At 70.6% G+C, this 24,303-nt stretch carries 27 protein-coding genes and 1 tRNA gene; 6 read left to right on the top strand and 22 right to left on the bottom strand.

Going from position 1 to position 24,303, the window contains the following annotated elements; all coding sequences use genetic code 11:
• Positions 1–8 precede the first annotated feature (8 nt).
• The 7 genes from C882_RS04160 to C882_RS04190 all read right to left on the bottom strand — a co-directional run bounded on the left by C882_RS04160 (position 9) and on the right by C882_RS04190 (position 5,918).
• Positions 9–629, bottom strand: a complete 621-nt coding sequence (locus tag C882_RS04160; RefSeq protein ID WP_009539299.1) for an SCO family protein — start codon at positions 627–629, stop codon at positions 9–11.
• Between the two features lie 34 nt (positions 630–663).
• Complete coding sequence (locus C882_RS04165; protein WP_009539300.1) at positions 664–1,428, bottom strand: sulfite exporter TauE/SafE family protein; 765 nt, start codon at positions 1,426–1,428, stop codon at positions 664–666.
• A gap of 137 nt (positions 1,429–1,565) precedes the next feature.
• Complete coding sequence (cobA, locus tag C882_RS04170) at positions 1,566–2,420, bottom strand: uroporphyrinogen-III C-methyltransferase (RefSeq protein ID WP_009539301.1); 855 nt, start codon at positions 2,418–2,420, stop codon at positions 1,566–1,568.
• Positions 2,421–2,471: 51 nt separating this feature from the next.
• Positions 2,472–2,972 (bottom strand): ribonuclease toxin HepT-like protein, encoded by a 501-nt coding sequence (locus C882_RS22925; protein WP_009539302.1) that lies wholly within the window; start codon positions 2,970–2,972, stop codon positions 2,472–2,474.
• Positions 2,953–3,294 carry a nucleotidyltransferase domain-containing protein gene (locus tag C882_RS04180; RefSeq protein WP_152415190.1) on the bottom strand — a complete coding sequence of 114 codons (342 nt, stop codon included), beginning with the start codon at positions 3,292–3,294 and terminating at the stop codon, positions 2,953–2,955. Before C882_RS04180 ends, C882_RS22925 begins: the two co-directional genes overlap by 20 nt.
• Positions 3,295–3,370: 76 nt before the next feature.
• A complete protein-coding gene (locus C882_RS04185) occupies positions 3,371–3,628 on the bottom strand; it encodes a nucleotidyltransferase family protein (protein WP_083875679.1) in 258 nt (85 codons plus the stop codon).
• A 277-nt stretch (positions 3,629–3,905) separates the two neighbouring features.
• A complete protein-coding gene (locus C882_RS04190) occupies positions 3,906–5,918 on the bottom strand; it encodes a transglycosylase domain-containing protein (protein ID WP_009539305.1) in 2,013 nt (670 codons plus the stop codon).
• 201 nt (positions 5,919–6,119) lie between these two features.
• On the opposite strand from C882_RS04190, the gene C882_RS24935 reads away from it, so the two are divergent.
• Together C882_RS24935 and C882_RS04200 are read left to right on the top strand one after the other, a co-directional pair.
• Entirely contained in the window at positions 6,120–6,362 is a 243-nt protein-coding gene (locus C882_RS24935) for a hypothetical protein (protein ID WP_009539306.1), read from the top strand.
• Positions 6,363–6,533: 171 nt separating this feature from the next.
• Complete coding sequence (locus tag C882_RS04200; RefSeq protein ID WP_043643582.1) at positions 6,534–6,893, top strand: hypothetical protein; 360 nt, start codon at positions 6,534–6,536, stop codon at positions 6,891–6,893.
• Positions 6,894–6,896: 3 nt separating this feature from the next.
• On the opposite strand, the gene modC is transcribed toward C882_RS04200, so the two are convergent.
• Genes modC through modA form a run of 3 tightly spaced genes read right to left on the bottom strand, consistent with a single transcriptional unit; the run spans position 6,897 to position 9,532 of the window.
• Entirely contained in the window at positions 6,897–8,015 is a 1,119-nt protein-coding gene (modC, locus tag C882_RS04205) for a molybdenum ABC transporter ATP-binding protein (protein ID WP_009539308.1), read from the bottom strand.
• 9 nt (positions 8,016–8,024) lie between these two features.
• Positions 8,025–8,723 carry a molybdate ABC transporter permease subunit gene (modB, locus tag C882_RS04210; protein ID WP_009539309.1) on the bottom strand — a complete coding sequence of 233 codons (699 nt, stop codon included), beginning with the start codon at positions 8,721–8,723 and terminating at the stop codon, positions 8,025–8,027.
• A complete protein-coding gene (gene modA, locus C882_RS04215) occupies positions 8,723–9,532 on the bottom strand; it encodes a molybdate ABC transporter substrate-binding protein (RefSeq protein WP_009539310.1) in 810 nt (269 codons plus the stop codon). The genes modB and modA overlap by 1 nt, the downstream gene beginning before the upstream one ends.
• 190 nt (positions 9,533–9,722) lie before the next feature.
• Here modA and C882_RS04220 point away from each other — a divergent pair, with 190 nt between their 5' ends.
• Together C882_RS04220 and C882_RS04225 are read left to right on the top strand one after the other, a co-directional pair.
• Positions 9,723–10,526, top strand: coding sequence for a hypothetical protein (locus tag C882_RS04220; protein WP_152415192.1), 804 nt, complete (start codon positions 9,723–9,725; stop codon positions 10,524–10,526).
• A 34-nt stretch (positions 10,527–10,560) separates the two neighbouring features.
• A complete protein-coding gene (locus C882_RS04225; RefSeq protein ID WP_009539312.1) occupies positions 10,561–12,084 on the top strand; it encodes an FAD-binding domain-containing protein in 1,524 nt (507 codons plus the stop codon).
• A 46-nt stretch (positions 12,085–12,130) separates the two neighbouring features.
• Here the strand turns inward: C882_RS04225 and C882_RS04230 are convergent, their stop codons facing one another.
• The 5 genes from C882_RS04230 to C882_RS04250 form a co-directional block, all read right to left on the bottom strand.
• Positions 12,131–13,084, bottom strand: a complete 954-nt coding sequence (locus C882_RS04230) for an acetyl-CoA carboxylase carboxyltransferase subunit alpha (RefSeq protein WP_043643584.1) — start codon at positions 13,082–13,084, stop codon at positions 12,131–12,133.
• A gap of 296 nt (positions 13,085–13,380) precedes the next feature.
• On the bottom strand, positions 13,381–14,364 hold the full coding sequence (locus C882_RS04235; RefSeq protein ID WP_009539314.1) for an HpcH/HpaI aldolase/citrate lyase family protein: 984 nt from the start codon (positions 14,362–14,364) through the stop codon (positions 13,381–13,383).
• Positions 14,365–14,718: 354 nt separating this feature from the next.
• A complete protein-coding gene (locus tag C882_RS04240; RefSeq protein ID WP_009539315.1) occupies positions 14,719–15,297 on the bottom strand; it encodes a demethoxyubiquinone hydroxylase family protein in 579 nt (192 codons plus the stop codon).
• 22 nt (positions 15,298–15,319) lie between these two features.
• Positions 15,320–15,841, bottom strand: coding sequence for a disulfide bond formation protein B (locus C882_RS04245; protein ID WP_009539316.1), 522 nt, complete (start codon positions 15,839–15,841; stop codon positions 15,320–15,322).
• Between the two features lie 2 nt (positions 15,842–15,843).
• A complete protein-coding gene (locus C882_RS04250; protein WP_009539317.1) occupies positions 15,844–16,422 on the bottom strand; it encodes a YqaA family protein in 579 nt (192 codons plus the stop codon).
• 128 nt (positions 16,423–16,550) lie between these two features.
• Between C882_RS04250 and C882_RS04255 the strand changes: the two genes are divergently transcribed.
• Positions 16,551–16,635 (top strand) — tRNA-Leu (locus tag C882_RS04255).
• A gap of 105 nt (positions 16,636–16,740) precedes the next feature.
• Here C882_RS04255 and C882_RS22930 read toward each other — a convergent pair.
• Positions 16,741–17,715, bottom strand: a complete 975-nt coding sequence (locus C882_RS22930; RefSeq protein ID WP_009539318.1) for an FG-GAP repeat domain-containing protein — start codon at positions 17,713–17,715, stop codon at positions 16,741–16,743.
• A gap of 151 nt (positions 17,716–17,866) precedes the next feature.
• Positions 17,867–18,085 (bottom strand): hypothetical protein, encoded by a 219-nt coding sequence (locus C882_RS04265; protein ID WP_009539319.1) that lies wholly within the window; start codon positions 18,083–18,085, stop codon positions 17,867–17,869.
• Between the two features lie 123 nt (positions 18,086–18,208).
• Between C882_RS04265 and C882_RS04270 the strand changes: the two genes are divergently transcribed.
• The gene (locus tag C882_RS04270) at positions 18,209–19,123 is read left to right on the top strand and encodes a LysR family transcriptional regulator (RefSeq protein WP_201448333.1); all 915 of its coding nucleotides are present in this window, start codon (positions 18,209–18,211) and stop codon (positions 19,121–19,123) included.
• A gap of 140 nt (positions 19,124–19,263) precedes the next feature.
• Here C882_RS04270 and C882_RS04275 read toward each other — a convergent pair whose 3' ends face one another.
• The 5 genes from C882_RS04275 to C882_RS23855 form a co-directional block, all read right to left on the bottom strand.
• Complete coding sequence (locus C882_RS04275) at positions 19,264–19,770, bottom strand: GNAT family N-acetyltransferase (protein ID WP_009539321.1); 507 nt, start codon at positions 19,768–19,770, stop codon at positions 19,264–19,266.
• Positions 19,771–19,874: 104 nt separating this feature from the next.
• Positions 19,875–21,326, bottom strand: coding sequence for a TrkH family potassium uptake protein (locus tag C882_RS04280; protein ID WP_009539322.1), 1,452 nt, complete (start codon positions 21,324–21,326; stop codon positions 19,875–19,877).
• A 144-nt stretch (positions 21,327–21,470) separates the two neighbouring features.
• The gene (gene folE, locus C882_RS04285; protein ID WP_009539323.1) at positions 21,471–22,166 is read right to left on the bottom strand and encodes a GTP cyclohydrolase I FolE; all 696 of its coding nucleotides are present in this window, start codon (positions 22,164–22,166) and stop codon (positions 21,471–21,473) included.
• A 136-nt stretch (positions 22,167–22,302) separates the two neighbouring features.
• Positions 22,303–22,695: a Co2+/Mg2+ efflux protein ApaG gene (apaG, locus tag C882_RS04290; RefSeq protein WP_009539324.1), complete on the bottom strand. Its 393-nt coding sequence runs from the start codon at positions 22,693–22,695 to the stop codon at positions 22,303–22,305.
• A gap of 620 nt (positions 22,696–23,315) precedes the next feature.
• Positions 23,316–24,302: a pseudouridine synthase gene (locus C882_RS23855; protein WP_009539325.1), complete on the bottom strand. Its 987-nt coding sequence runs from the start codon at positions 24,300–24,302 to the stop codon at positions 23,316–23,318.
• Position 24,303 lies beyond the last annotated feature (1 nt).

The raw sequence follows: 24,303 nt of genomic DNA on the forward strand, positions 1-24,303 counted from the left end.
TCTGGTCCTTATGCCCCGGGGGCGCCCACGGCCTCGCGCAGGCCCTCGGCCATGGCGTCGGGCGTGGTGCCGTGGCTGAAGTGGCGCACGAACTCGCCCTCGGGGTTCATCAGGTAGGTGACGGAGGAATGGTCCATGAGGTACGGCCCGTCGTCCTGCGGTTGTTTCTTGTAGTAGGCGCGGTAGGCCTTCACGGCGGCGTCCACCTGCTCCGGCGAGCCGGTCAGGCCCACCATGTCGGGGTGGAAGTGCGCAACGTACTTGCCCACCGCCTCGGGCGTGTCGCGCTCGGGGTCGACGGTAATGAACACCGGAGTGATCTTTTCCACGATCGCGGGGTCCAGGCCGTCCAGCGCGACGCCGACGGTGCCCAGGCTGGTGGGGCAGACGTCGGGGCAGAAGGTGTAGCCGAAGTAGACCAGCATCCACTTGCCCCGGAAATCCTGGTCGGTAACGGTCTCGCCGGCACCGTTCACCAGCTCGAACGGCCCGCCGATGGAGACGGCGGCGGTGGTTTCGCTGGTCGAGGCGCCGGGCACGCCGAACCAGTGCGCAAGGCGCGGGCCCAGGCCGACCGCGACCACGACCACCAGGGCGGCGACGATTCCGAGCACGGTTTTCATGTTCATGGCAGGTCTCTTCGATCGCAAGGGGAGGAGGCCGTCAGGCGACCATGGTCACCGCCAGGTATGTGAGGACGCCGGCGTTGAGCAGCAACAGGGCCGGCGCCACCTTGGCGACGACGCCGCTCCACCGCTGTCCGGCAAGGTGGCCGGCGATGCCGACGCCGAACAGCGCCGGCATGGTGCCCAGCGCAAAGGCGATCATGCCGAACGCGCCCGCCACCGGATCGCCGCTGGAAGCCGCCGCCGCCAGCGCGCCGTAAAGCAGGCCGCAGGGAATGAACCCCAGCATCAGCCCCAGGACATAGCCGCGCCAGCCCGTCGGCGTGGAGAACAGCGGACGGGCCGCGCGCCCCACCTTGGCCGACCACCAGCTTTCCGCCTGGCGCCCGCCGGGCAGGGCCATCTTGAGCTTGGGGATGGCGTAGCCCAGGAACAACAGCGCCGCCACCGCCAGCAGGCCCGCTGACAGCCACCGCAGCCCCTGCATGTCGCCCAGCGATCCGGCGGCCAGCGCCAGCGCCGCGCCGAGCGCCGCATAGGTGGTGGTGCGGCCCAGCTGGTAGGGCAGCAGGGCGGCGCCCGTCAGCCGGTGCCACTCGCGCATCTTGCTGGCGGGAATGGTTTCCAGCCGGCTGGTGACCTGGCTGAGGACGAAGGGCCCGCACATGCCGGTGCAGTGGGTCAGCCCGCCGATCAGCCCGGCCATGACCAGGCTGACGAGGAGGCTGCCGCGCTCAGTGAAGACGACCTCGCAATGGCTGAGGCCGGCGGCGAGCGATGTCATGAGGGCGTTCTGGTCCACGGTTCGGCGGTCCTGCGAAAGCGGCTGAGATGGCCTGTGGTCCGGCGGACGTGGTTTGCACGGGCGCCCGCCGGAAGCGCCACAGCATCACCCCCAGACTATGAAGGGGCCATGATATTCCGCAACCGCCGCCGCACTCAGCCGGCGCGCGCGACCGTCTTTTCCGCGTCCAGCACCGTGCGCACGGCCGTCGACGGCGGCGCGGCGGCGGGCGCAGGCGTCCACCAGTCCAGGTGTTCGCGGAAATCCACCGTCCTGCCCACCACCACGATGGCCGGCGGTGCGATGCCCTCGCGCGTGACCGCCTCGCCCAGGTCCTTGAGCGGCGCCGTGACCACGCGCTGCTCGGGCGTGGCGGCGCTGGCCACCACGGCGGCGCTGTCGGCGGGATCGCGGCCGCCGTCGATCAACCGCTCGATGATGGTCGGCAGGTGCTTGAGCGCCATGTAGAAGACGATGACCGGGCTGCCCTTGGCCAGTTCCGGCCAGCGGATGCCGTCGGGCACCTCGCCGGTCGAGGCATGGCCGGTGACGAAGGTGACGGCGGCGTTGGTGTCGCGGGTGGTGGCGGGGATGCCGGCGTAGGCCAGCCCGCCGACCCCGGCGGTCACACCCGGCACCACGCGGAAGGGAATGCCCGCCTGCGACAGGGCGCGGGCCTCTTCCGCGCCGCGCCCGAAGACGAAGGGGTCGCCGCCCTTCAGCCGCAGCACCTTCTTGCCCTCCAGCGCCAGCGCGATGAGGCTGTTGGTGATGTCGGGCTGTTTCGGGCTGGGCTTGCCGCCGCGCTTGCCGGCGTACACCAGTTCCGCGTCGGGGTTGGCGAGCGCCAGTGCGCCCTGGTCCACCAGCGCGTCATAGACCACAACGTCGGCATGGCCGAGCGCATGGGCGGCGAGCAGGGTCAGCAGGCCCGGATCCCCCGGCCCGGCCCCCACCAGCCAGACCCATCCGGGATCGAACGTCGGCAAGGAGAACGGCAGCGTGTCCATGCGCCGCAAGCTAGCGCAACCGGGGCCGCGATGCCAGTGGATAGCGCGCGCTCAGGGCGACGCCTCGGCCAAGTGGTTATGCAGTGTCTGCAGGGCGGCCTCGAAGCGCGGCACCAGCGCCACGGCCCGATCCGCCTGCTCGGCCAGCCGGTGCGGGTCGAGTTGGCTGCCGTACATGTTGCGCTCGCGATGCCGGAAGGAGCAGAGGCCGCTCAACTCGGCGTGGAGGTCGCGATCCAGCAGCGGCGGCCGCACCTCGGGAAAGGGGCGGGCCACGCGGCGCAGAAGGTCCTGGTGCCAGCTGCCGCTGCGGGGAACGGGCGTCAGGTCCACGCCGGCGGCCACGCCGTCCATGATCTTCTCAAGGCCCGTGTAGACCTTCTCGGTCGCCGAGGCGACGGCATGAAAAGCCATCCACTTGTCCAGCGCATCGGCTCCGGAGCGGTCGCCCTGCAGTGCCCGTAAGCGCGCGGCGGCCTCGGACAGCATGGCGGCCTCCGGCTTCACCAGATCGTCAAGGTCGGCAAAGAGGTCAACGAAGGCTGGCAGCATCCACCATCTCCGACAGGATGCGCGACGTCCAGGGCTCGCGCAGTTCGTCCAGGTAGGCGATCTCCACCGGGATGTCGCCCGCGATCTCCTGCGCCCGGCTTTCGATGGCGTACTTGCGCGCGTGCGGGCACCGCACGGCGAGGTCCAGGTCCGACGCCACGCCGAACCGGCCCGAGACGAGCGAGCCGAACACCCACGTCTCGATCCCCAGCGCCGCGTGCTCCGCCGCGATGGCACGCGCCGCCGCCACGGCCCGCGCCCGGCGGGCCGCCACCTGGCGCTCTCGCACCACATCCATGCGTGTTCTCGCGGCGGCGGTCATGGGATTACTCCTGGAGTGCCTATGATCCCGCGAGGCGGCTGCTGGCGCAATGGCCGTAGATCGCCCACGCGCCGCATCAGAAGATGTCCACCGCATCGGCCCGAGCGGCGGTCGCCACCGCGTCGCGCATGCTCGACCAGGGCACGAGGTCGATGGGCTGTCCCACCAGCTCCGCAACGTCGGCGCGGAGGCTGGCGAGGCCGACGAGGGAGGGCGCCTGCCCCGGCTCGAACGCCACCGCAAGATCAACGTCGCTGTCGGGGCGGGCATCCCCTCGCGCCACCGAGCCGAACACTGCAAGATGCCGGACCCCGCGCGCGCAAGGCCTCGCGATGGGGGCGGAGCCGGGCGATCACGGTGCCCACCGTCAGCGGGCGGGCCGCCGCCTCCTCCCGCGAAACGTAGTTCGATACCACCTCGCGCAGAAGGTCCTGCACGCTGCGGCCGTGCAAGGCGGCGAGCGCCTTGAAGCGATTGCGAAGCTCGGGCGGAACGCGGGCGGAAAGATACTGCTGCGGGCGGTCCATCACAGGGGCTCCGAAAGGACATGCGCACGTGTGCAAAAGTGTACGCGCCGTAAGGAAACGCGTCCACGTCTCCTGACGGCCGCACTACGGCAGCGCGCGGGCCGGCAGGCCCTGCTCCGCCGCCGTCATCACCCGCTGCCAGACCTTGGCGGGAAGGCCGCCGCCGGTGACGCCGGCGGTGGGCGTGCCGTCGTCGTTGCCCATCCACACGCCCGTCACGTAGTGCGCCGTGTAGCCCACGAACCAGGCGTCGCGGCTGTCCTGGCTGGTGCCGGTCTTGCCCGCCTCGGGCCGGCCGGGAAGGTCCGCCGCCGATCCGGTGCCGTCGGAGACGACGGCGCTCATCATGGTGTTCATGGCCGAAACGACCTCCGGCGGTGCCACGCGGCCCGTCCCGCCGCCGGACCGGCGGTAGAGCACGCGGCCGTCGCGGGTGCGGATTTCCACGATGCCGTGGGGCACCACGCCCCAGCCGCCGTTGGCGAAGGGCACGTAGGCGCCCGTCAGGTCCAGCAGCGTCGTCTCCGACGTGCCGAGCGCAATGGACAGGTTGTCGGCGATGGGCGTGGTGACGCCGAAGCGGCGCGCGGTCCGCGTCACCGCGTCCACGCCCACGTCCTGCGCCGCCTTCACCGCCACGGTGTTGACCGACCGCGCCATCGCGTCGGTCAGGGTGATGGCGCCGAGATAGCGGCCGTCGAAGTTGCGCGGGCTCCAGCCGTCCACCGTCACCGGTTCGTCGGCCATGACGGTGGCCGGGCCCATGCCGTCCTCCACGGCCGCGGCGAACACGAAAGGCTTGAAGGCGCTGCCCGGCTGGCGCATGGCTTGCGTCGCGCGGTTGAACTGGCTGGCGGCGTAGGACCGCCCGCCCACCATGGCGCGCACCGCACCGTCGGTGTCAAGCACCACCACCGCGCCCTGGCCCACGGATTGAAGCTTGCCCTCGCGCGCCAGGGCCGCCGAAAGCGCGTCCTCCGCCGCCCGCTGAATGCCGGGATCCAGCGTGGTGACCACCGTCAGGTCCTGCTGCACGCGGCCGATGTAGGCCTCCAGGTCGTCCATCACCCAGTCGGCGAAGTAGCGGCCGGGCCGCGCCCGGTCCAGCCCCGCCACCTGAAGCCCTTCCGCCGCGCGCTCGGCCTGGCCGGCAGTCAAATAGCCGGCCTCCACCAGGTTGCCCAGCACCTCGCGCGCCCGCTTGGCGGCCAGGTCGGGATTGGCGGCCGGATTGTAGCGGCTGGGCGCCTTCATCAGCCCGGCCAGCACGGCGGCCTGCCAGAGGCTCACGCGCCGGGCGGAGACGTCGAAGTAGCGTTGCGCCGCGGCCTCCATCCCATGCACGCCCGCACCCAGGTAGACGCGGTTCATGTAGATGGTCAGGATTTCGTCCTTGGTGAAATTCTGCTCCAGCCACAGGGCGAGCAGTACCTCCTGCACCTTGCGCTTGATGGTGCGCTCGTGCGTGAGAAACAGATTCTTGGCCACCTGCTGGGTGATGGTCGACCCGCCCTGCACCACGTGCCCGGCGCGCAGGTTGGCCACCATGGCCCGCGCCAGGCCGAAGACGTCGAGCCCGAAATGCTCGTAGAACCGCCGGTCCTCCGTCGCCAGGATGGCCTGGGGCAGGTAGGGCGGCACGTCGTCCACCGTGACCACGGCGCCATAGACGTCGCCGAAGCTGGCCAGGCGCGAGCCGTCGGCGGCGACCACGGTGACGCTGGGCTGGCGGGTCATGGCCTCCACGTCGTCGACGCGCGGCAGGTCGTAGGCGAACCACGCCAGCACCCCCAGCGCGATGACGAAGCCCCAGATGCCGGCGACCAGCGTCCAGCGGGCGAGCCGCCAGCCCCAGGTGCGGCGGCGCGATTTCGGCGCGGCCTTCCTTTTCCGGCCGTCGCCCCGCTTGCCGCCGCCGCGTCCACCGGCACCGCCGCCCGGGCGGCCCTTGGCGGGCGTCCCCGTCCCGCCCCGGCGCCCGTCGCCCCGGCTTTCCGAGTCGGGCCTTGCGCCGCCACGCCCCGCGCGGCGTCCGGCCATCAGGAACCGGCCGCCGAGCGCATCGAGAGCCGTGCGAACGGCGCCCTTGACGCGCATTTTGGCGCCCGCACTCAATCGCGGCGACTCGTGTGCTATCCGGGAGTCGTGGGTCGTTAGGCTTAGGGAGGGCTGCAACTTTCCGCTACTCGGCCTTTTGCGATGCGGGAAGAAAATGTAGAGTTCCGCTCCCTGACGCAACCCGGCCGTGACGGGCAGACACCAGAGCCGGGACCGCCAGGACGGAAAAGAGCATTGCCGATGGACGAGGACCACACGCGGGGAGTGGAGCGGGTGAAGGACGCAGAGACGTTCGAATTGACCTTGGGCAGCGGCTTGGCGGAGCGTCTGCGGGCGCTGGCGGCGCGCTCGGGCCATCATGTCGAGGACTGCCTGGTGGAGGCAGTGGGGGAATACGTAGCGACACGCGAAGACTTCCTGGCCGCCATGTCCCATCTGGAAGAGGCCGAGGAACGGGTCTTCCTGCGCGTCGTTGGGGAGTGACGGGCAGGCTGCTTTGCGTTGCGCATCGCAGTCGGCGGCTCGCGGATTGCCTTGCGGATCGCGAACGGCGGAGGCACCGCCGCCTGGATTCAGAACAATTCCAAGCTGTTGAGAGTCGGCACGGCGCTTGCTGCCGGTGAATGACGTCCGTCATCCGCCGGGAAGCCCCTCATGTCCGACCGCATCGAATCCTCTGGCGCCCGCGTCACCCTGGCCGCACCGTTGCCGAAGCGTCCCCCGCTGCGACTGCCTCCGGTCGCCGCTTGGCGTGCGCGCGCCGTGGACGGGATCGTCCGACAGGGCCTGCTGACCGTGCGCCGGGAACTGAACGACAGCGAAGCGGCCGAGAGTCTGGGCGCCGTTTTCTTCTCTCCTGCCCGGCGGAGGCGGCTGCCCGAGCACCAACACCAGACCCTGCGGGACCTGGCCGCCAGCCTGCGCGCCTGCCTCGACCCCGGGGCCGACCCCGTCCACTGGCGGAAGGTGACGGCGCTGATCGACGACCTGCTGGAAATGAAGGTGCGGGGGTGATGCCTACCCCGCCGCCCGCTGCGGCGGCGGGGCTTCGTGGCCGGCGACGTCGGCGCGGGTCAGGGCGACGGATTTCACCAGCGCATGCACCACCTGCCCCGGCCGCAGGCTCATGGTTTCCAGGGCGCGGGTGGTGATGCGGGCCCACACCGTGCAGCCGGCGTCCAGCCGCACGTCCACCTGACCGTCCTGTGGCGGGCCGATGTCGCGGATCACGGCCGGGAAGACGTTCTGGAAGCTGGTGTCGCGCGGGGGGCTCAAGCCGATGCCCACCTCCCCGGCCCGAATGCGCACGCGCACCGCCGCGCCCACCGGCAGGTCCATGCGCCGCACCGACAGGCGCCCGCCCGGAAACGCCAGCAGGGTCATGTGATGGGCGGGGTCGTGCGCCTCCACCGTCGTGGTCAGCACCGCACCGGCCTCGGCGGCGTCGACCGCACCCGACAGGTGCAATGCGCCCACCACGTCCTCCACCGGGCCCGCGGCAACCGCCTTGCCGCCGTCCATGAGCACGAGCGTGTCGGCCAGCCGCAGGATTTCGTCCAGCGAGTGGCTGACGTAGAGCACGGGAATGGCGAAATGCCTGGGCAGGTCGGCGATGAAAGGCAGAACCTCGCCCTTCCGGGTCTCGTCGAGCGCGGCCAGCGGTTCGTCCATGAGCAGAAGGCGCGGGCTGGTCAGCAGCGCCCGGCCGATGGCGACGCGCTGCTTCTCGCCGCCCGACAGCCGAGCCGGCCGGCGGTCGAGCAGATGGCCGATGCCCAGCATGCCCACCACGTCGTCGAAGGCGATCACCCGCCGCGCCGCCGGCACCAGCTTCATGCCGTAGGTCAGGTTGGCGCGCACCGTCATGTGCGGGAACAGGCGGCCGTCCTGGAACACGTAGCCGCAGCGCCGCCGGTCCATGGGCAGGTCGATGCGGGCCGCCGAGTCGAACAGCGCCGCCTCGTTCACCGCGATGCGGCCCTCGTCGGGGCGGCTCAGGCCCGCGACCATGTTGATGACCGACGTCTTGCCCGACCCCGACCGGCCGAACAGCGCCGTCACCCCGGCGGCCGGAGAATTGAAGGCGGCGTCCACCAGGAAGTCCCCCTGCCGCTTGCGCACCGATACGTCGAGCATGACGCCCCCCTACCCCTTCAGTCGTTTCTGCATGCGCCGCGCGAGAAGCTCCGACGCCACCAGGGCGGCCAGGGCCAGCAGGGCGGAGATGACGCACAGCCGGAAGGCCGCGGCGTCGCCGCCGGGCACCTGGGTCAGCGTGTACAGTGCCAGCGGCAGCGTGCGCGTCTCGCCGGGAATGTTCGAGGCAAAGGTGATGGTCGCCCCGAACTCCGACAGCGACCGGGCGAAGGCCAAAATCACCCCGGTCAGCACCCCCGGCCCCACCAGCGGCAGGGTGACGGTGGCGAAGACGCGCAGGGGCGACGCGCCGAGCGTCCGCGCCGCCTGCTCCAGCCCCCGGTCCACGGCCTCCATGGACAGCCGTATGGCGCGCACCATGAGCGGAAAGGCCATGACGGCGGATGCAATGGCGGCGGCCTTCCAGGTGAAGGCGAACTGGATGCCGAACCAGTCATACAGGTACTGGCCCACCACGCCGCGCCGCCCCAGCGTCACCAGCAGCACGTAGCCCGTCACCACCGGGGGCAGCACCAGCGGCATGTGGATCAGGCCGTCGACCAGCACCTTGCCGGGAAAGTCCCGCCGGGCCAGCAGCCAGGCGAAGGCGATGCCGAGCGGCAGGCTTCCCGCCACCGCCCAGAGAGAGACCCGGAGGCTCAGGCTCAGGGCCTCGCGCTCCAGGTCCGTCAGGGTCAGCGCCTCCATCACTGGCCGGGGGCGCCGGTGACGCGGAAGCCGTAGCGGGCGAAGATTTCCGCCGCCGTCTCGCCGCCAAGGAAGGCCAGCAGGTCGCGGGCTGCCGGCGTGTCGGCCACCAGCGCCGCCGGGTAGGTGATCGGTTTGTGGCTGTCCTCGGGGAAGGTGCCGACCACCTTGACGCCGTCGCTGATGGCTGCGTCGGTGGCATAGACGATGCCCAGCGGCACCTCGCCCCGCGCCACCAGCGCCAGCGCGGCGCGCACGTCGTTGGCACGCGCCAGGGCCGGCGCGGCGGTGGCCCACAGGCCGAGGCGCTTCAGCGCATCCTCGGCATACATGCCGGCGGGCACGTGGTCGGGATCGCCGACGGATAGCCGCCCCCCGTCGAGCAGAGCCGCGAGGTCCATGCCGGCGCCGACCGGCACGGTGTCCAGCGGCGAGTCGGCCGGCGCGATCAACACGAGCGCATTGCCCAGAAGGTCGGTCCGCGTTTCGTCCACCAGCAGGCCCGCCTCTTCCAGATAATCCATCCAGCGCGGGTTGGCGGAGACGTACACCTCCGCCGGGGCGCCCTGCTCGATCTGTTTGGCGAGCGTCGACGACGAGGCGAAGGAGGGGGTGACGGCGGTCCCGGTCGCCTCGGTGAACGCCGCGAGCACGTCCTGCATGGCATTGGTGGTCGAGGCGGCGGCGAAAAGGCTGGTCTCGGCGGCAGAAACGGCGGCCGCCACGGCACCGCTGGTCAGGCCCCAGGCGAGGCAGGCGGCGGCAGCCCAGCGGCCGAGGCGCCCGTAACCGGTGAAGCGGTCCATCATGAAGCTCTCCTGTTCCCGTATTCGGATCGTCGGATGGGGACGTCCGCTCCCTCTCCGGGGGCTTTGTTGGCTACCGTTATATCCGTGCGAATATAGCGGCGGCCACCAAAAAAGCATGTTCTTGCCCGGGAAAAGCGATCTTCGGGCTGCTACACTCGCCCGCTACGGTGGGGCCAGCGGAGGAAAGGCCATGCGGTTTCAGACAGTTGGAGCAGTTGCGGCGGCTGTGGCGGTGCTGACGGTCTCGGCCCCGCCTTCGGCGCTGGCGGCCGAGGCCGTGCCGGCGGCGCTGATGCACGACGGTGCGCCGCTGGATCCATTGTGCTTCGAATCGTGGATAGACGCGCCGTCGGTGGACGTGACCACCTGCGGCACCGCCGATTACATCGTTCCGGTGGAGCGCGGGGTGAATGCGGACGCCGGCTGGCACGGCTATACCTACCGCCTGGCCGACCTGCCCGAAGACGCCGCCATGCGCGGCTGGGTGGCCTGGCGCTATCTGGGCGAAACCGATGCCGGCCATGTGGTGGAGACCTATCACCACGGCGGCGGCACCGGCCACTTCACCGGCGTCCAGACCGTGCGGCGCGACGGCGACCGCCTTCACCTGGTGGAGACCCACATGGGCGGCGACCGCTGCAACGGCGGAGTCGCGGCGGCGGCCGTGGCGGGCGGCGCGGTGGCGGGGTCGGTGAACATCACGCCCTACGACCTTCTGGCGCTGGCCCTGGGGGAGCAGGGCGTGCCGTTCGAGGCCTACGACGACATCGCCTCCTGCGCCATCTGCTGCGTCGGCACGGCCACGTTCGTGGGCGACGACCTGGCCTGGGTGACGTTGGACCCGCCCGAGGAGGGATTCGCGGGCACAGGCGAGACGGACACGCCGCAGGCCTGCCTCGATGCGCTGCCGCGCGACAGCCGCCGGTCCCTGAGCCCGCCCGAGCTTGCGCGTCTGGGCCGCGACGTCCTTGAGCGCTGCGCCGGCGGCGGTTGATCCGGCGCGGCGGTGGCGGCGTAAACCGCCCGCCATGAGCCGCCCCGTCCACATCGTCTGGTTCAAGCGCGACCTGCGCGCCGCCGACCACGCCCCGCTCGCCCGCGCCGCGGCGGCGGGAGCGGTCGTGCCGCTCTACGTGATCGAGCCCGATCTGTGGCGCCAGCCCGACGCCTCCGGCCGCCAGTGGGCCTTCCTGCGCGAGAGCCTGACGGACCTGCGCCGGTCGCTGGCTGCCCTGGGTGCACCGCTGGTGGTGCGGGTGGGCGGGGTGACGGAGGTTCTGGAGGACCTGCGCACGTCGCTGGGCATCGCCGGCCTGTGGTCGCACGAGGAGACGGGCAGCGCCTGGACCTATGCCCGCGACCGCGCCGTCGCCGCCTGGGCCCGGTCGCACGGCATCCGGTGGACGGAGTGGCCCCAGACGGGCGTGGTGCGGAGCCTCACGCGCCGCGACGGCTGGGCGAAACGGTGGGACGGGTTCATGGCGCGGCCGCCGACGCCGACGCCCCATGCCCTGACGCCGGTGCCGGGGCTTGATCCCGGCCCGCTGCCGGAGACCGTTCCCGTCGCCGCCGACCCGTGCGACGGCCGCCAGCGCGGCGGGCGGACGGCCGGGCTGGCGCTGCTGGAGGGTTTTCTGGCCGGGCGGGGCGCTGACTACCGGCGCGGCATGGCAAGCCCGCTCACCGCGCCCGACGCCTGTTCGCGCCTGTCACCCCACCTGGCCTTCGGCACCGTGTCCCTGCGCGAGGTCACGCAGGCGGCGTGGCACCAGCGGCGGACGGGCGCCGGCGGCATGGGCGCGGCGGCGCTGGACAGTTTCACCGCCCGGCTGCACTGGCACTGCCACTTCATCCAGAAGCTGGAGGACGCGCCGGCGCACGAGGTCCGCAACGTCCATCGCGGCCACGACGGGCTGCGGGAGGATGCCTTCGACCCGGCACTGTTCCCCGCCTGGGCCGAGGGCCGCACCGGCATTCCCTTCGTGGATGCCTGCATGCGCTTTCTGACGCAGACCGGGTGGATCAACTTCCGCATGCGGGCGATGCTGACGGCGTTCGCGGCATACCAGTTGTGGCTGCACTGGCGGGCGCCCGGCCTGCACCTCGCCCGCCTGTTTACCGACTACGAGCCGGGCATCCACTGGAACCAGGTGCAGATGCAGAGCGGCACCACGGGCATCAACACGCTGCGCGTCTACAATCCGGTGAAGCAGTCGCGCGAGCACGACCCCGACGGCACCTTCATCCGCCGCTGGGTGCCCGAGCTGGCGCGCGTTCCGGCGCCGCTGATCCACACGCCCTGGCAGCTGTCTCCCATCGAACGCGCCGACTGCGGCCTTGCCGCGGCCGGCTATCCGCCGCCCGTGGTCGACCATGAGGCGGCGGCGCGGCGGGCACGCGAGCGGATGCATGCATTGCGCAGGTCAGATGCGTTCCGGGCGGAAGCCGACGCCATCCAGGCCCGCCACGGCAGCCGGAAAAGCGGCATTCCCAGCCGGAGCGGCCGCCGACGGCCCGCGCCGGACGCGCGGCAGATGTCGCTGGACGTTTGATGGCGGCGGCGGCGGCGGCCGGTCGGGCCGGCCACCGCGAGTCCGCTTATTCCAGGCCGTTGCGGCCCATTTCGATGAACTTGTCCCGGCGCCGCGCGCGCAGGACGCCGCCTTCCGTCGGGATCAGTTTCGAAAGGTGGCGCTCCAGCGCGTCGCCCACCGACTCGATGGCGGCCTTGCGCGAGCGATGGGCGCCGCCCAGGGGCTCGGGCACGATCTCGTCGATCACCTTCAGGCGGTGCAGGTCCTGGGCGGTCAGCTTCAGCGCCTCGGCGGCGGCCTGGGCCTGGTCGCCGGAGCGCCACAGGATGCCGGCGCAGCCCTCGGGGCTGATGACCGAATAGATGGAATGCTCCAGCATCAGCACGGAATTGGCCGAGGCCAGCGCGATGGCACCGCCCGAGCCGCCCTCGCCGATGATGCACGACACCAGCGGCACACGGATGTCGAGGCAGGTCTCGATGGCGCGTGCGATGGCTTCGGCCTGCCCGCGTTCCTCGGCCGCGACGCCGGGGTAGGCGCCGGCGGTGTCGACCAGCGTGACGACCGGCAGCCGGAAGCGGTCGGCCATGCGCATCAGGCGGCGGGCCTTGCGGTAGCCGTCGGGCATGGCCATGCCGAAGTTGTGCTTCACGCGCGTTTCGGTGTCGTGGCCCTTTTCCTGGCCGATCACCATGACGCTGCGGCCGCGGAACCGCCCGACGCCGCCGACAATGGCATGATCCTCGGCGAAGGTGCGGTCGCCGGCGAGCGGCTCGAAATCCTCGATCAGCTGGCGCACGTAATCCAGGCAGTGCGGCCGGTCGGGGTGGCGCGCGACCTGGGTCTTCTGCCAAGGGGTCAGCTTGGCGTAGGTGGCCTTGAGCTGCTTTTCCACCTTCGCCTGAAGGCGGGCGACCTCGTCGGCGATGTTGATGCCGTCGTCGTCCGACAGGTGGCGCAGATCGGCGATCTTGCCTTCCAGTTCGGCGATGGGCTTTTCGAAGTCGAGAAAATTCATGGCGTCCTGGTTCGTCGCTTCAAGCGGCCCAAGGGATACCATAGGCGCGCCCCGGGTGAAGCCCCAAAAACGCACGAGGACCCGGCGCGGTGCGGCAACCGCGCCGGAACTCCCCTTCATATGCAGTTCGGCGGCGCCCGGCGCGGAGCAATTTGCAGCCGCAAACCGCGAATAGGGTCGCGACCGCGACCCCGCGCCGGTCAGGCGCGTGAGGCTGCGTGCCGCTTGGAGCCGAAGGCGTGCGCGGAAGCGCGCACACCGCAGCCCGGCGCCGCGGCGCCGGGCGCAAACAAGCCTTACTTGCCGGCGGCCTTGATCTGCTCGGCCATCTTGACCAGCACCTGGGCCTGCTTGATCGAGGCGATGTCGATCAGCTTGCCGTTAAGCGTCACCGCGCCCTGGCCGGACTTCTGCGCCTCTTCCATGGCGTCCAGGATGGCCTGGGCCTGGGCGACGTCCTTGTCGGACGGGCTGTAGATCTCGTTGGCGAGCGCCACCTGGTTGGGGTGGATGGCCCACTTGCCCTCGCAGCCCAGGATGGCCGCGCGGCGCGCCTGGGCCTTGTAGCCCTCGGCATCGGAGAAGTCGCCGAACGGGCCGTCGATGGGGCGCAGGCCGTTGGCGCGGGCGGCGACCACCATGCGGGCGATGGCGTAGTGCCACATGTCGCCCCAGTGGAAATCGCGGTTGCCGGCCTCGTCGGCGTCGGTCAGCACACCGTAGTTCGGATTCGGCCCGCCGATGCCCACCGTGCGCGCGGCGGTGGAGGCCGCGTAGTCGGCCACGCCGAAGTGCAGGCTTTCATTGCGCTTGGACGCGGCGGCGATCTCGTGCACGTTCTGCATGCCGAGCGCCGTCTCGATGATCATCTCGAAGCCGACCTTCTTGGTCCAGCCCTTGGCCTGCTCGATCTGGGTGCACAGCATGTCGACGGCGTAGATGTCGGACGCGGTGCCGGCCTTGGGGATCATGATGAGGTCGATCTTGTCGACCGCGTTTTCCATGATCTGGATCACGTCCTGGTACATGTAATGGGTGTCCAGGCCGTTGATGCGCACCGAGATGGTCTTGCCGCCCCAGTCCAGATCGTTCACGGCTTCGATAATATTCTTGCGCGCCTGGGCCTTCTCGGAGGGGGCGACGGCATCTTCCAGGTCCAGGAACACCATGTCGGCATCGCCCGCGGCGGCCTTCTCCAGGAACCGGGTGTTGGAGCCGGGAACCGCCTGTTCGCTGCGATTCAGGCGCGGCGGCGCCGGTTCGGCCACGGTGAAGCTCATCCGTCTGTCCTCCCAAAATGGTCAGCAATAAAATTTCAAACCGCCATGCGGCGGCGAAACGATCGGCATAGATGGCCCGACCGCGCCCCGGAAGTCAATGCCGTTGTGCGGTGCGAAGTTGCCGTGCGGGAGGGGAGGGAAAAGGAAACCGGGGGATCGACGCGATCCCCCCGGACCCCCTCGGGGAGTGGTGCGGCGGCGCTCCGCGTCAGGGCAACAAGGTGTGGTGCTGGTTCGAATGCACCAAACCGGCGCGACTGCGACGGCGCCGCTCCTGCGGCGTGAGCCAAGGGCGCGGTCAGCGCCCGCCCGGCGCCTGAGGGGCACAGCGGATCGCAGGCGATCCGCGAAAAATCAAATCCTCGTGCTCAGCCAGATGGCGAACTTGGACCCGTTGCGCACCAGGCCGTAGAGCAGATTGTAGCCCGGCGTCTGCTCGGCCTTGTGCTCGTAGCCGATGTCGCGGTGTTCCAGCTCCTCCAGGCGGAAGCGCTCCACCGTCTCGCGCAGTTCGTGCTCGTCGTCGCCCAGCTTCTCGCGCTGTTCGGCGTAGTGCTCGTCGATGGCCTCTTCGACGGCCACCGTGCAGGCCATGGCGGCCTTTTCGCCCATCAGTGCGGTGCCGGCGCCCAGGGCGAAGCCCATGACGTGCCACAGCGGCTGCATGATCGTCGGGCGCACCTGGCGCTTGCCCACCTCGTCGGTGAAATAGCGCAGGTGTTCCTTTTCCTGGTCCAGCATGTGGCGCAGCGTCGGGCCGATCTTGGTGCGGCCCAGCACGGCGATCTGGCCAGAGTAGATGCGCACCGCGCCGTATTCGCCGGCCTGGTTGACGCGGCACAGGCGCTCGAGGAACTGCTCGCGGTCCGGGTCGCCGGGCAGGCGGTTCTCGACGGTGCGCTTCAGATTGGCGCGGGTCTCGTGCGTGGACATGGGCAGGTTCCTCGACAGTCCTTCAGCGGGCATTCCACAATGCGGCCCGACGCGCGGCAAAAAGCGACGCGGCGCCGAGCACCAGGCTCAGAACGACATTGTAGCCGGGCAGCGAGATGCCGAACAGGGACCAGGCGACCTCGTCGCACCGGGCCAGTTGCGACGGGCTTTCCAGCGCCGCGCGCATCTCGGCCAGGCTTTGCGGCGCCCCGCCGGCGGGGGCGGCGCACTGGGCGGTGCCTTCCCACCAGTGCTGCTCCACGCCGACGTGAAAGCCCGCGATACCCATGTTTACGAGAAACACCAGCCCGCAGACCGCCACGATCCCCCGCCGCACGCGCGGCGCCAGCCCCGGCAGCAGGGCGACGGCGGCCAACACGCCCGCCACCGCGAAGGGGACGCGCTGCCACAGGCACAGGATGCAGGGCCGCACGTCCAGCACATGCTCCAGGACCAGCGCAGCCCCCAGGGCGGCGGCGCATACGGCCAGGATGGACAGCGGCACGAGGCGCGGGCTGTGGGCAAGGGTCATCGGCACGGCCATGGCTACAGGAACTTCAACAGGGCAAAGCCGCCGAACAGCAGCACGAAGAACGCGATGGTCAGCTTGCCCAGGTGCTGTTCGATGAAGGTGCGGATGGGCGGCCCGAATTTCCAGAGCAGCGCGGCGACCAGGAAGAACCGCGCCGTGCGGCTGATGGCCGACGCCACGCCGAACACCACCGGGTCCAGTTGCGTCACGCCGCTGGCGATGGTGATGACCTTGTAGGGGAACGGCGTGAAGCCCGCCATGCCGACGATCCACGCACCCCACTCGTTGTACAGGGCCTGGAAGTCGGCGAACTTCTCCATGTAGCCGTAGAAGGCCATGATCGGCTCGCCGATGCTCTCGAACAGGAAGAAGCCGACGGCATAGCCGGCATAGCCGCCGGTGACGCTGGCGATGGCGCAGACGCCGGCAATCTTCCACGCCTTCTCGCGCGCCGCCAGCACCATGGGGATCAGCAGCACGTCCGGCGGGATGGGAAAGATCGAGCTTTCGATGAAGGAGATCAGGGCCAGCGTCCACAGGGCGTGGGGCTGGGCGGCCTGGCGCATGGTCCAGTCGTAGGTCCGTTGCAGCACGCGGGGGAGGCTCCGTTGCGTGGGCGTTGTCCGTCGTGTAGCAGCTTGCCCGGCGCCGGGCAACGCCGAGGACCGTTGCGGCATTGACGCGGGCGGTGTAGAACAGCGGTCTTCGGGCCGGTCCCAATGGGGGCATGGCGGAACTGGTAGACGCGCTCGACTCAAAATCGAGTGGCTTCGGCCTTGGGGGTTCGAGTCCCCCTGCCCCTACCACCGGCTCGTTTTTCCATCGCCCATCAGGCGCCGGACGGGCGCTGGCCGCGCCCTTGGCTCACGCCGCAGGGGTGGCGGTGGCTCACGCCGCAGGGGTGGCGGTTGCTAGGGGCGCATCGGCACCACGGCCAGATCGCCGCCGGTGGTTCCCATCACAAATCCATGACCGGTCGCCACGATGCGGGTGCCCAGGGCGCCCGGCAGGCTGATGCGCGTCGCCTCGCGGATGCGCTCGGGCGTCACCGTCAGCACCCGCAGGCTGGTGCGCGGCTGGTCGGGCAGCAGGATGTCGGGACGGCCGTCGCCGGTCATGTCGGCGATGGCGTGCAGGTCCAGCACAGGCGTACCGATGGCGTGGTTTGACACGCCGGCCATGGACCCCTGGTGGTGCAGGGCACCGTCGCGCCATTCCCACACATGCAGAACGCCGCCGATGTGGGGCGTCTCGACGGCCGCCACCTCCACGAAGCCGTCTCCGTCGAAGTCCGCCGCGCCCACCGGATTGATCCAGCGGTTGGGAACGCCCGGCGGCTCGGTCGCGGCCAGCGGCACCAGCGCGTCATCGCGCAGGCCGTAAACGGCCACCGCCGCGCCCCGCGCCGCATGGGCGCGCACCACGATCACCTCGTCGCGGCCGTCACCGTCAAGGTCGGCGAGGCGCGGATACAGGTCCTCGAACACCTGGGTCTCGGGCAGGACGTGCTCCACAATGCCGCCGCCGTTGGCCGCACGCACCCGCAGGGCGGCGGCCTCAAGCGGATCGCCCAGCACGCCGTGGGCATAGCGCGGCGTCGGCCGGGCCAGCCAGGCCAGCGCGATGTCGCGGTCGCCCTCCACGGCCCGGCCGTGCGGGATGAGGCCCGGCGCGTCCGGGCCTCTTTCCGGCAGCGGCGGCGCCGCCGGCACCAGGCCGAGGCGGCCGCCCTGGGCAGACACGCGGTAGCGGTTGCCCGACCGCGTGAGGATTACGCCGTCGGGGCCGATCGAGTCCACCGCCACCGACTGTGCCCGCGCGGCGCCACCGGGCGGCGCCGGCACCACCAGCCCGGCGAGGAGAAGGAAGAGGATCAGGACGCGCATGGGCGGGTATCCGGGCCTTGCAACTCTGGGACTCGCTCGAGCCATGGTCGGCAAGGCCGGGCTGCCGCGCAAGATGCGGCACCGGACGCGCAGGTCACGATGCCGCGAGGGGTAGGGGCGATGATCGAAAGGCCGAGGCCGGCGTGCCGCCTCAGCAATCGTTGCAGGCGACGATGCGCAGGTCGCCGCGGGGCGGCACCACGATGCGCTGGCGCGGGCGGACCAGGTCCGCGAGCCACGACCGCAGGCCGGCGGCCATGGCGAAGGCGGCGCGCGACCGCTCGGCCCGTCCCCGGGCCATGGCGCGCCGCCGTTCGGCCGGCGTGGGAACGCGACTCGCATACTCGCTGAACAAGGGGTTGGGCTCCATGGAAGGGGTCTCCTGGTCACTGCGTTATCCGTTGGTCCCAACATAGGAAGCCTCGCGCCGTTTGATAATCCCCGCTACCATGGAAATACCTTTTCCAATTCGTTGAAGATGGAGCGCGAGGCCGTGGAGCTGGATGACCTGAACCTGTTCGTGAAGGCGGTGGCGGCGGGAAACCTGTCGGCGGCGGGGCGGGAGCTGGGCCTGTCGCCGGCGGTGGCATCCAAGCGCATCGCCGGGCTGGAGACGCGGGTCGGCGCGCGGCTCCTGCACCGCACCACCCGCGCCGTCACGCCGACCGAGGAGGGCACGGCCTTCCACGCCCACGCCCTGAGGGTGCTGGAGGAAATGGAGGAGGCCATGGCGGCGGTGCGGGCCGACGGGGCACCGCGGGGGCACCTGCGGGTGACGGTGCCGGCCAGCTTCGGGCTGATGCACATTTCGCCCCTGGTGCCGGACTTCCTGCGCGACCACCCCGAGGTCACCATGGAACTGCACATGGCGGACTCGCTGGTGGACATCGTGGACGAGGGGTTCGACTGCGCCATCCGCATCGCGGCGCTGAAGGATTCCACGCTGGTCGCCCGCAAGCTTGCGCCCAACCGCCGCATCGTCTGTGCCGCGCCCGAGTACCTGGCGCGCATGGGCACGCCGACGCGGGTGCAGGATCTGGTCGACCACAACTGTCTGGTCCACAACGACCAGAACCTGTGGGAGTTCGACACGCCCCAGGGCCGCCGGACCGTGCGGGTCTCCGGCTCGCTGAAGACCAACCACGCCGGTGTGCTGCGCGACGCGGTGGCCAAGGGACTGGGCATCGCGCGCAAATCCACCTGGGACATCGGCGAACAGCTGGCTCGCGGCGACCTGGTGCCGCTGTTCCCCGATTGCTGCATCGCCACCGACGTGGCGGTGTGGGCGGTCTATCCCAGCGCGCGGTTCGTCGCGCCCAAGGTGCGGGCGTTCATCGGGTTCCTGGCCGACCGCTTCGGCCCCGAACCCTATTGGGACCAGGGCCTGCCGGCGCGGTTCAAGGTTTGATACCGGGCGACACTCGAAATCGTACACTTGTCGCCCGGCAAGGCCGACGGGCCGCCGCGCCTCATGGCGCGTGAGGCTGCGTGCCGAGTGAACGCAGCGTCGATGATTTCAATCATCGGCGCGTATGAGACCGGGCCACGCTACATCCGCAGGGCCCGGTCCATCATCCCCAGCGGACGGTGGAGGCGGATGTGGGGGCCGAGCGGCGGCAGGTCGAATTCCTGGCCCTCGCGCACGAAGCCGAAGCGGCGGTAGAAGGGCTCCACGGCCGTGCGCGCGTTGCACCACAGCAGTCCGCCGTCCTGCTGCAGCGCGCAGTGCGCGATGACGGCCCGCAGCAGCGCCGCCCCGACGCCCTGGCCGCGCCAGGGGGCTTCCACCGCCATGCCGCGGATGCGCCAGTCGGGCCCGTCGGTGGAGCCGTCCTCGTTCTCCAGAAAGACCGACGCGACGCCGATCAGGTCGCCCTCGGCCCAGGCGCCGGCGTGATAGGTGGTGGCGGCATCGTCGCCTTGGTAGCGGCAGGCTTCCAGCGGCTGCATCGGGCGCAGCACCGCGTGGCGCAGCGGGATGGTCTCGGCCGCCGCGATGGGCGCAAGGCGGAAGCGGGACAGGCGGCCGGTGCTGTCGTGTTCGAGCGTGGGCATGGGCGGACGTCCTTGTTGAACGACCCTTGAAATGTGGGGGCGCCGGTGCCGCGCGTCATCCCCGCCCCACGCCCCGCACCCCCGGCAGCGCCGGCCTTGCGTCCTCAGTCGCGCCAGAAGCGGGGCAGCAGAAGCACCAGCACGGTGTACAGCTCCAGCCGGCCCAGCAGCATGCCGAAGGCCAGCAGCCACTTGGCGGCGTCGGGCAGCGGCGCGAAGTTGCCAGCCGGGCCGATGGTGTCGCCCAAGCCCGGTCCCACGTTGCTGATGGCGGTCACCGCGCCCGAAACCGCCGTCACCAGGTCCAGCCCCATCAGCCCCAGGGCCATGGCCAGAAAGGCGCACGACAGCAGGTAGAGGAAGAAGAACCCCATCACCGCCTCGGCCACGCCCGCCTGGATGGGGCGGTGGTTGAAATAGGGGATGAACACGCCGTGGGGCTGGAGCAGCCGCTTGATCTGCACGCGGGCGGTCTCGTAAAGGATCTGGAAGCGGAAGATCTTGATGGCGCAGGTGGTCGAGCCCGCGCAGCCGCCCACGAACATCAGGCAGAACAGCGCGGCGACGGGGAAGCCCGTCCAGGCATTGAAGTCGGCGGTGGCATAGCCGGTGCCGGTCATGACCGATGTGACGTTGAAGGCGGCATAGCGAAGCGCCGTGCCGAACTCGAACCCGTCGTAGGCCCACAGCCACCACGCCACAAGCAGGATGAAGACCGCCAGGCTTCCGATGTACCAGTGCACCTGGGTATCGCGCACCAGGCGGCCGCCCTGGCCGCGCAGGGCCTGTAGCAGCAGCAGGAAGGGAATGCCGCCGGTAATCATGCCGCAGGTGATGATGACGTCCACCCACACGTTGTCGAAGGCGCCGACCGACGCATCGCGTGTGGAATACCCGCCGGTCGCGATGGTGGTCATGGCGTGAGCGGTGGAATCGAAACCGGACATGCCCGCCAGCCACAGCAGGAAGGCCGTCAGGAAGGTCAGGCCGATGTAGAGGCCCACCAGCGCCCCGGCCAGCTGGGTGGCGCGCGGCAGGATCTTTTCCTGCGCCTCGAAGGCCTCGACGCGGAACATCTGCATGCCGCCGACGCGCAGCATGGGCAGAATGGTCAGGGCCATGATGATGATACCCAGGCCGCCCAGCCACTGCAGCACCGAACGCCACAGCAGCAGCCCCGGCGGCGCCAGGTCCAGGCCGGTCATGACGGTGGCGCCGGTGGTGGTGATGCCCGACATGGCCTCGAAGAAGGCGTCGGTGTAGGACAGCCCCGCCAGCCACAGGGGCAGGGCTGCGAACGCCGGCAGGCACAACCACGCCAGGTTGGTCACCAGAAAGGCCTGGCGCAACGAAAAGGCAAGATTGGCGGCCCGGCTGGTCAGCACCAGCGCACCGCCGATGAACACGCCCAGCCCGCCGGCGATGGCGAACACCTGCCAGTCGGGGTTCCCGACGTACAGGTCCACCACCAGCGGCAGGATCATGCCCCCCGAGAGCACAAGCAGCAGCCAGCCGATGATAAGGGTCACCGGCCGGAAATCGATGTTGGTGATCACCAGGCCTCCCGCCACTCCCGCGCGCGAATACGGTTTCCTTACAGGCAACCACGAGGAGGGTAAAGGGAAACGCGGCGGCGCACAAACACGCGGCCCGGGCGGACGCCCGGGCCGTCATGCCTTGTCCGCCGGGCGGTACGGCTTTCAGAAGTGGCCGCGGTCGCCCGAAATCAGCGCCATGAACTCGCGGCGCGTCGTCGGGTTGTCGCGGAAGGCGCCCAGCATGCGGCTGGTGACCATGGTCACGCCCGGCTTGCGGATACCGCGCGTGGTCATGCACTGGTGGGCGGCTTCCATGACGACGGCGACGCCCTTGGGCTGCAGCACGTCGTTGATGGCGTTGGCGATCTGGGCCGTCAGCTTTTCCTGGATCTGCAGCCGCTTGGCGTAGATCTCGACCACCCGCGCCAGCTTGGAGATGCCCACCACGCGCCGGTCGGGCAGGTAGGCGACGTGCGCCTTGCCGAGAATCGGAACCATGTGGTGCTCGCAGTGGCTTTCGATGCGGATGTCGCGCAGGAGCACCATCTCGTCGTAGCCGTCGGTTTCCTCGAAGGTACGGCGCAGGATGTCCTCGGGGTCCTCGCCGTAGCCCGCGAAGAACTCCTCGTAGGCGCGGGCGACGCGGGCGGGGGTGTCGACCAGCCCCTCGCGCGTCGGATCGTCGCCGGCCCAGCGCAGAAGCGTGCGGATGGCGGCCTCGGCCTCCTCGCGCGAGGGGCGGCCGGCCTCGGCGGCAGATACGGGGGCGGAGTCGGTGGCGCGCGGGGCCGTGGCGGTGGCGCCTTCGCGGAAGTCGCGCAGGGCGGACGGCGTCTTGACGGGCTTGGCTTCGGTCACGGGCACACTCTCCAGTCTCTCGGCTCCGGCCGGCGCCGTCGGTCGGCGCGGGCGGATGGGCCCCATATCGGTCGGGAACCGGCGGTCGGCAAGTTCTTCAACCGTCGATCGGTGGCGATACGGAGGCGGCGGCGGCTCAGTTCACCGCCGCGCGGTCGTGCGGGCTGTCCAGCGAGAAGGCGGGAACGGCGGCCTCGAAGTGGTCGCCGTCCTCGTCCATCATCTCGTAGGCCCCGACCATGATCCCCGAGGGCGTCGTCAGCGGCGTGCCGCTGGTGTACTCGTAGGAGTCGCCGGGGTGGATGACGGGCTGCTCGCCCACCACGCCGGCCCCGCGCACCTCCTGCACATGGCCCTGCGCGTCGGTGATGCGCCAATAGCGGTTGAGAAGCTGGACGGTCTTCTCGCCGCCGTTCCGGATGGTCACCTGGTAGGCCCAGACGAAGCGGTTCTCCGCCGCCGAGGACTGGTCCTCAAGGAAGACCGACCGGACTTCGATGGTGATGTCGTTGGTTGTCTGTCGGTACATCGAAGAAAGCGCCTGTGTCCGCACGCTTGGCAGTGGGGATAGGGGGCGGGACGGACCCCTGTCGCTACAGGCTTTAAGGTAGGGCGGGCGTGTCAAATCTGCAAAAAAAATCCCCGCCGGCGAACCGGCGGGGGAAGGTATTTGAGAGAGAGTGAGAGAGTAGAGAGTCGAGATAGACCTCACAGAAGGGAACGACGTTACCCCCCATGGAGTTCCACGCGATCCTCAAAAAAACGCTGGCGCCGTGGCACCGGTCGCGTCTTCCGTCTCTCAGATGAGGACACGCGGGCCGCGCCGTCAACCCCACGTGCAGTAGTGATGAATCAGGCGATGCCCCGCTGTATCGCCATGGGCCGCAGTATCCCGCGCCCTTGGGCCGCAAGGGCGACGGCGGCTCGCGCGGATGTGATCGGGGGCCGCCGGTGGGTTCGTGCTGCAACACCCGAAGGGCGGCCGTGATTCAGCTGCATCACCGACTCGAGTCGCGCCCGCCGCCCCGGCCAGCGGCCCGTAACGCCTCCGCAAGACGTAGATGCCGTGCCGGGCGATCGCGCTGCGGTGCGTGATCGCGCGGTGACGGACCTGTGAGTGGAGTCGGACGGACGGCGGTGCCGGACGGATCAGCCGCGCGGCAGCACGTCCTTGCGCTTGACCTCGCGCCACCGCCCGCGCGGCAGGTCGCCCAGGTCCAGCGATCCGATGGACACCCGCACCAGCCGCAGCGTCGGGTGCCCGACGGCGGCGGTCATGCGGCGGACCTGGCGGTTGCGGCCTTCGGTCAGCGTGATCTTCAGCCACGTCGTCGGAATGTGGCGGCGCTCGCGGATGGGCGGGTCGCGCGGCGGCAGGTCGGGCGCGGCGTCCAGCGTTTCCACCCGCGCCGGCCGCGTGACGTAGTCGCGCACCCGCACGCCCTCGCGCAGGGCCTGGAGGGCCGCCGCGTCGGGCTCGCCCTCCACCTGCACCAGATAGCTGCGTTCGTGCCCGTGGCGGGGGCTGAGCAGGCGATTGATGAACGTGCCGTCGTTGGACAGAAGCAGCAGGCCCTCGCTGTCCATGTCCAGCCGCCCGGCGGCGTAGACGCCCGGCGGCAGGTCGAACTCCGCCAGCGCCCGGTGGCCGCTTTCCGCCGTGAACTGGCTGAGCACGCCGTAGGGCTTGTGGAAGGCGATGTAGCGCGGCGCCTCCGTCGGCTTGCGGCGGGGCGTCTCGCTGACCGCGGGGGGCTTGCCGGCTTCCTTGGGCGGCTCGGCCGGGCGCGGCGGGCCGGACAGGCCGTGGCGCGCCGGACGGCGGCCCTTCGCGCCCGCCTTGCGGCCCGGCGCCTTGTCCTCGCGCTCCAGCTCCGGCGCAGCGCGCACCACGCGCGGCTTGCGCGGCGCCTTGCCCAGCGCCTCGGGCTTGACGGCCTTGGGGCGATCTGTCGGAGCGGTGGGCCGGGCCGGCTCCGCCTTGCGCGGCGAGGGCGCGGCCTTGGCCTTGGGCGCGGCGGCGTCCGGCGCGGCGGCCTGCGCCTTGCCAGGCTTGTCGGCCTTGGCGCGGCGGAGCGTGTCGCGCTGGCCGCGGCCCTGGCCGGCGGCGGCGCGGTGTCGCTGGATGCTGGGCATG

Origin of the sequence: Caenispirillum salinarum AK4 (assembly GCF_000315795.1) — a bacterium.
GTDB classification, from domain to species: domain Bacteria; phylum Pseudomonadota; class Alphaproteobacteria; order Rhodospirillales; family Rhodospirillaceae; genus Caenispirillum; species Caenispirillum salinarum.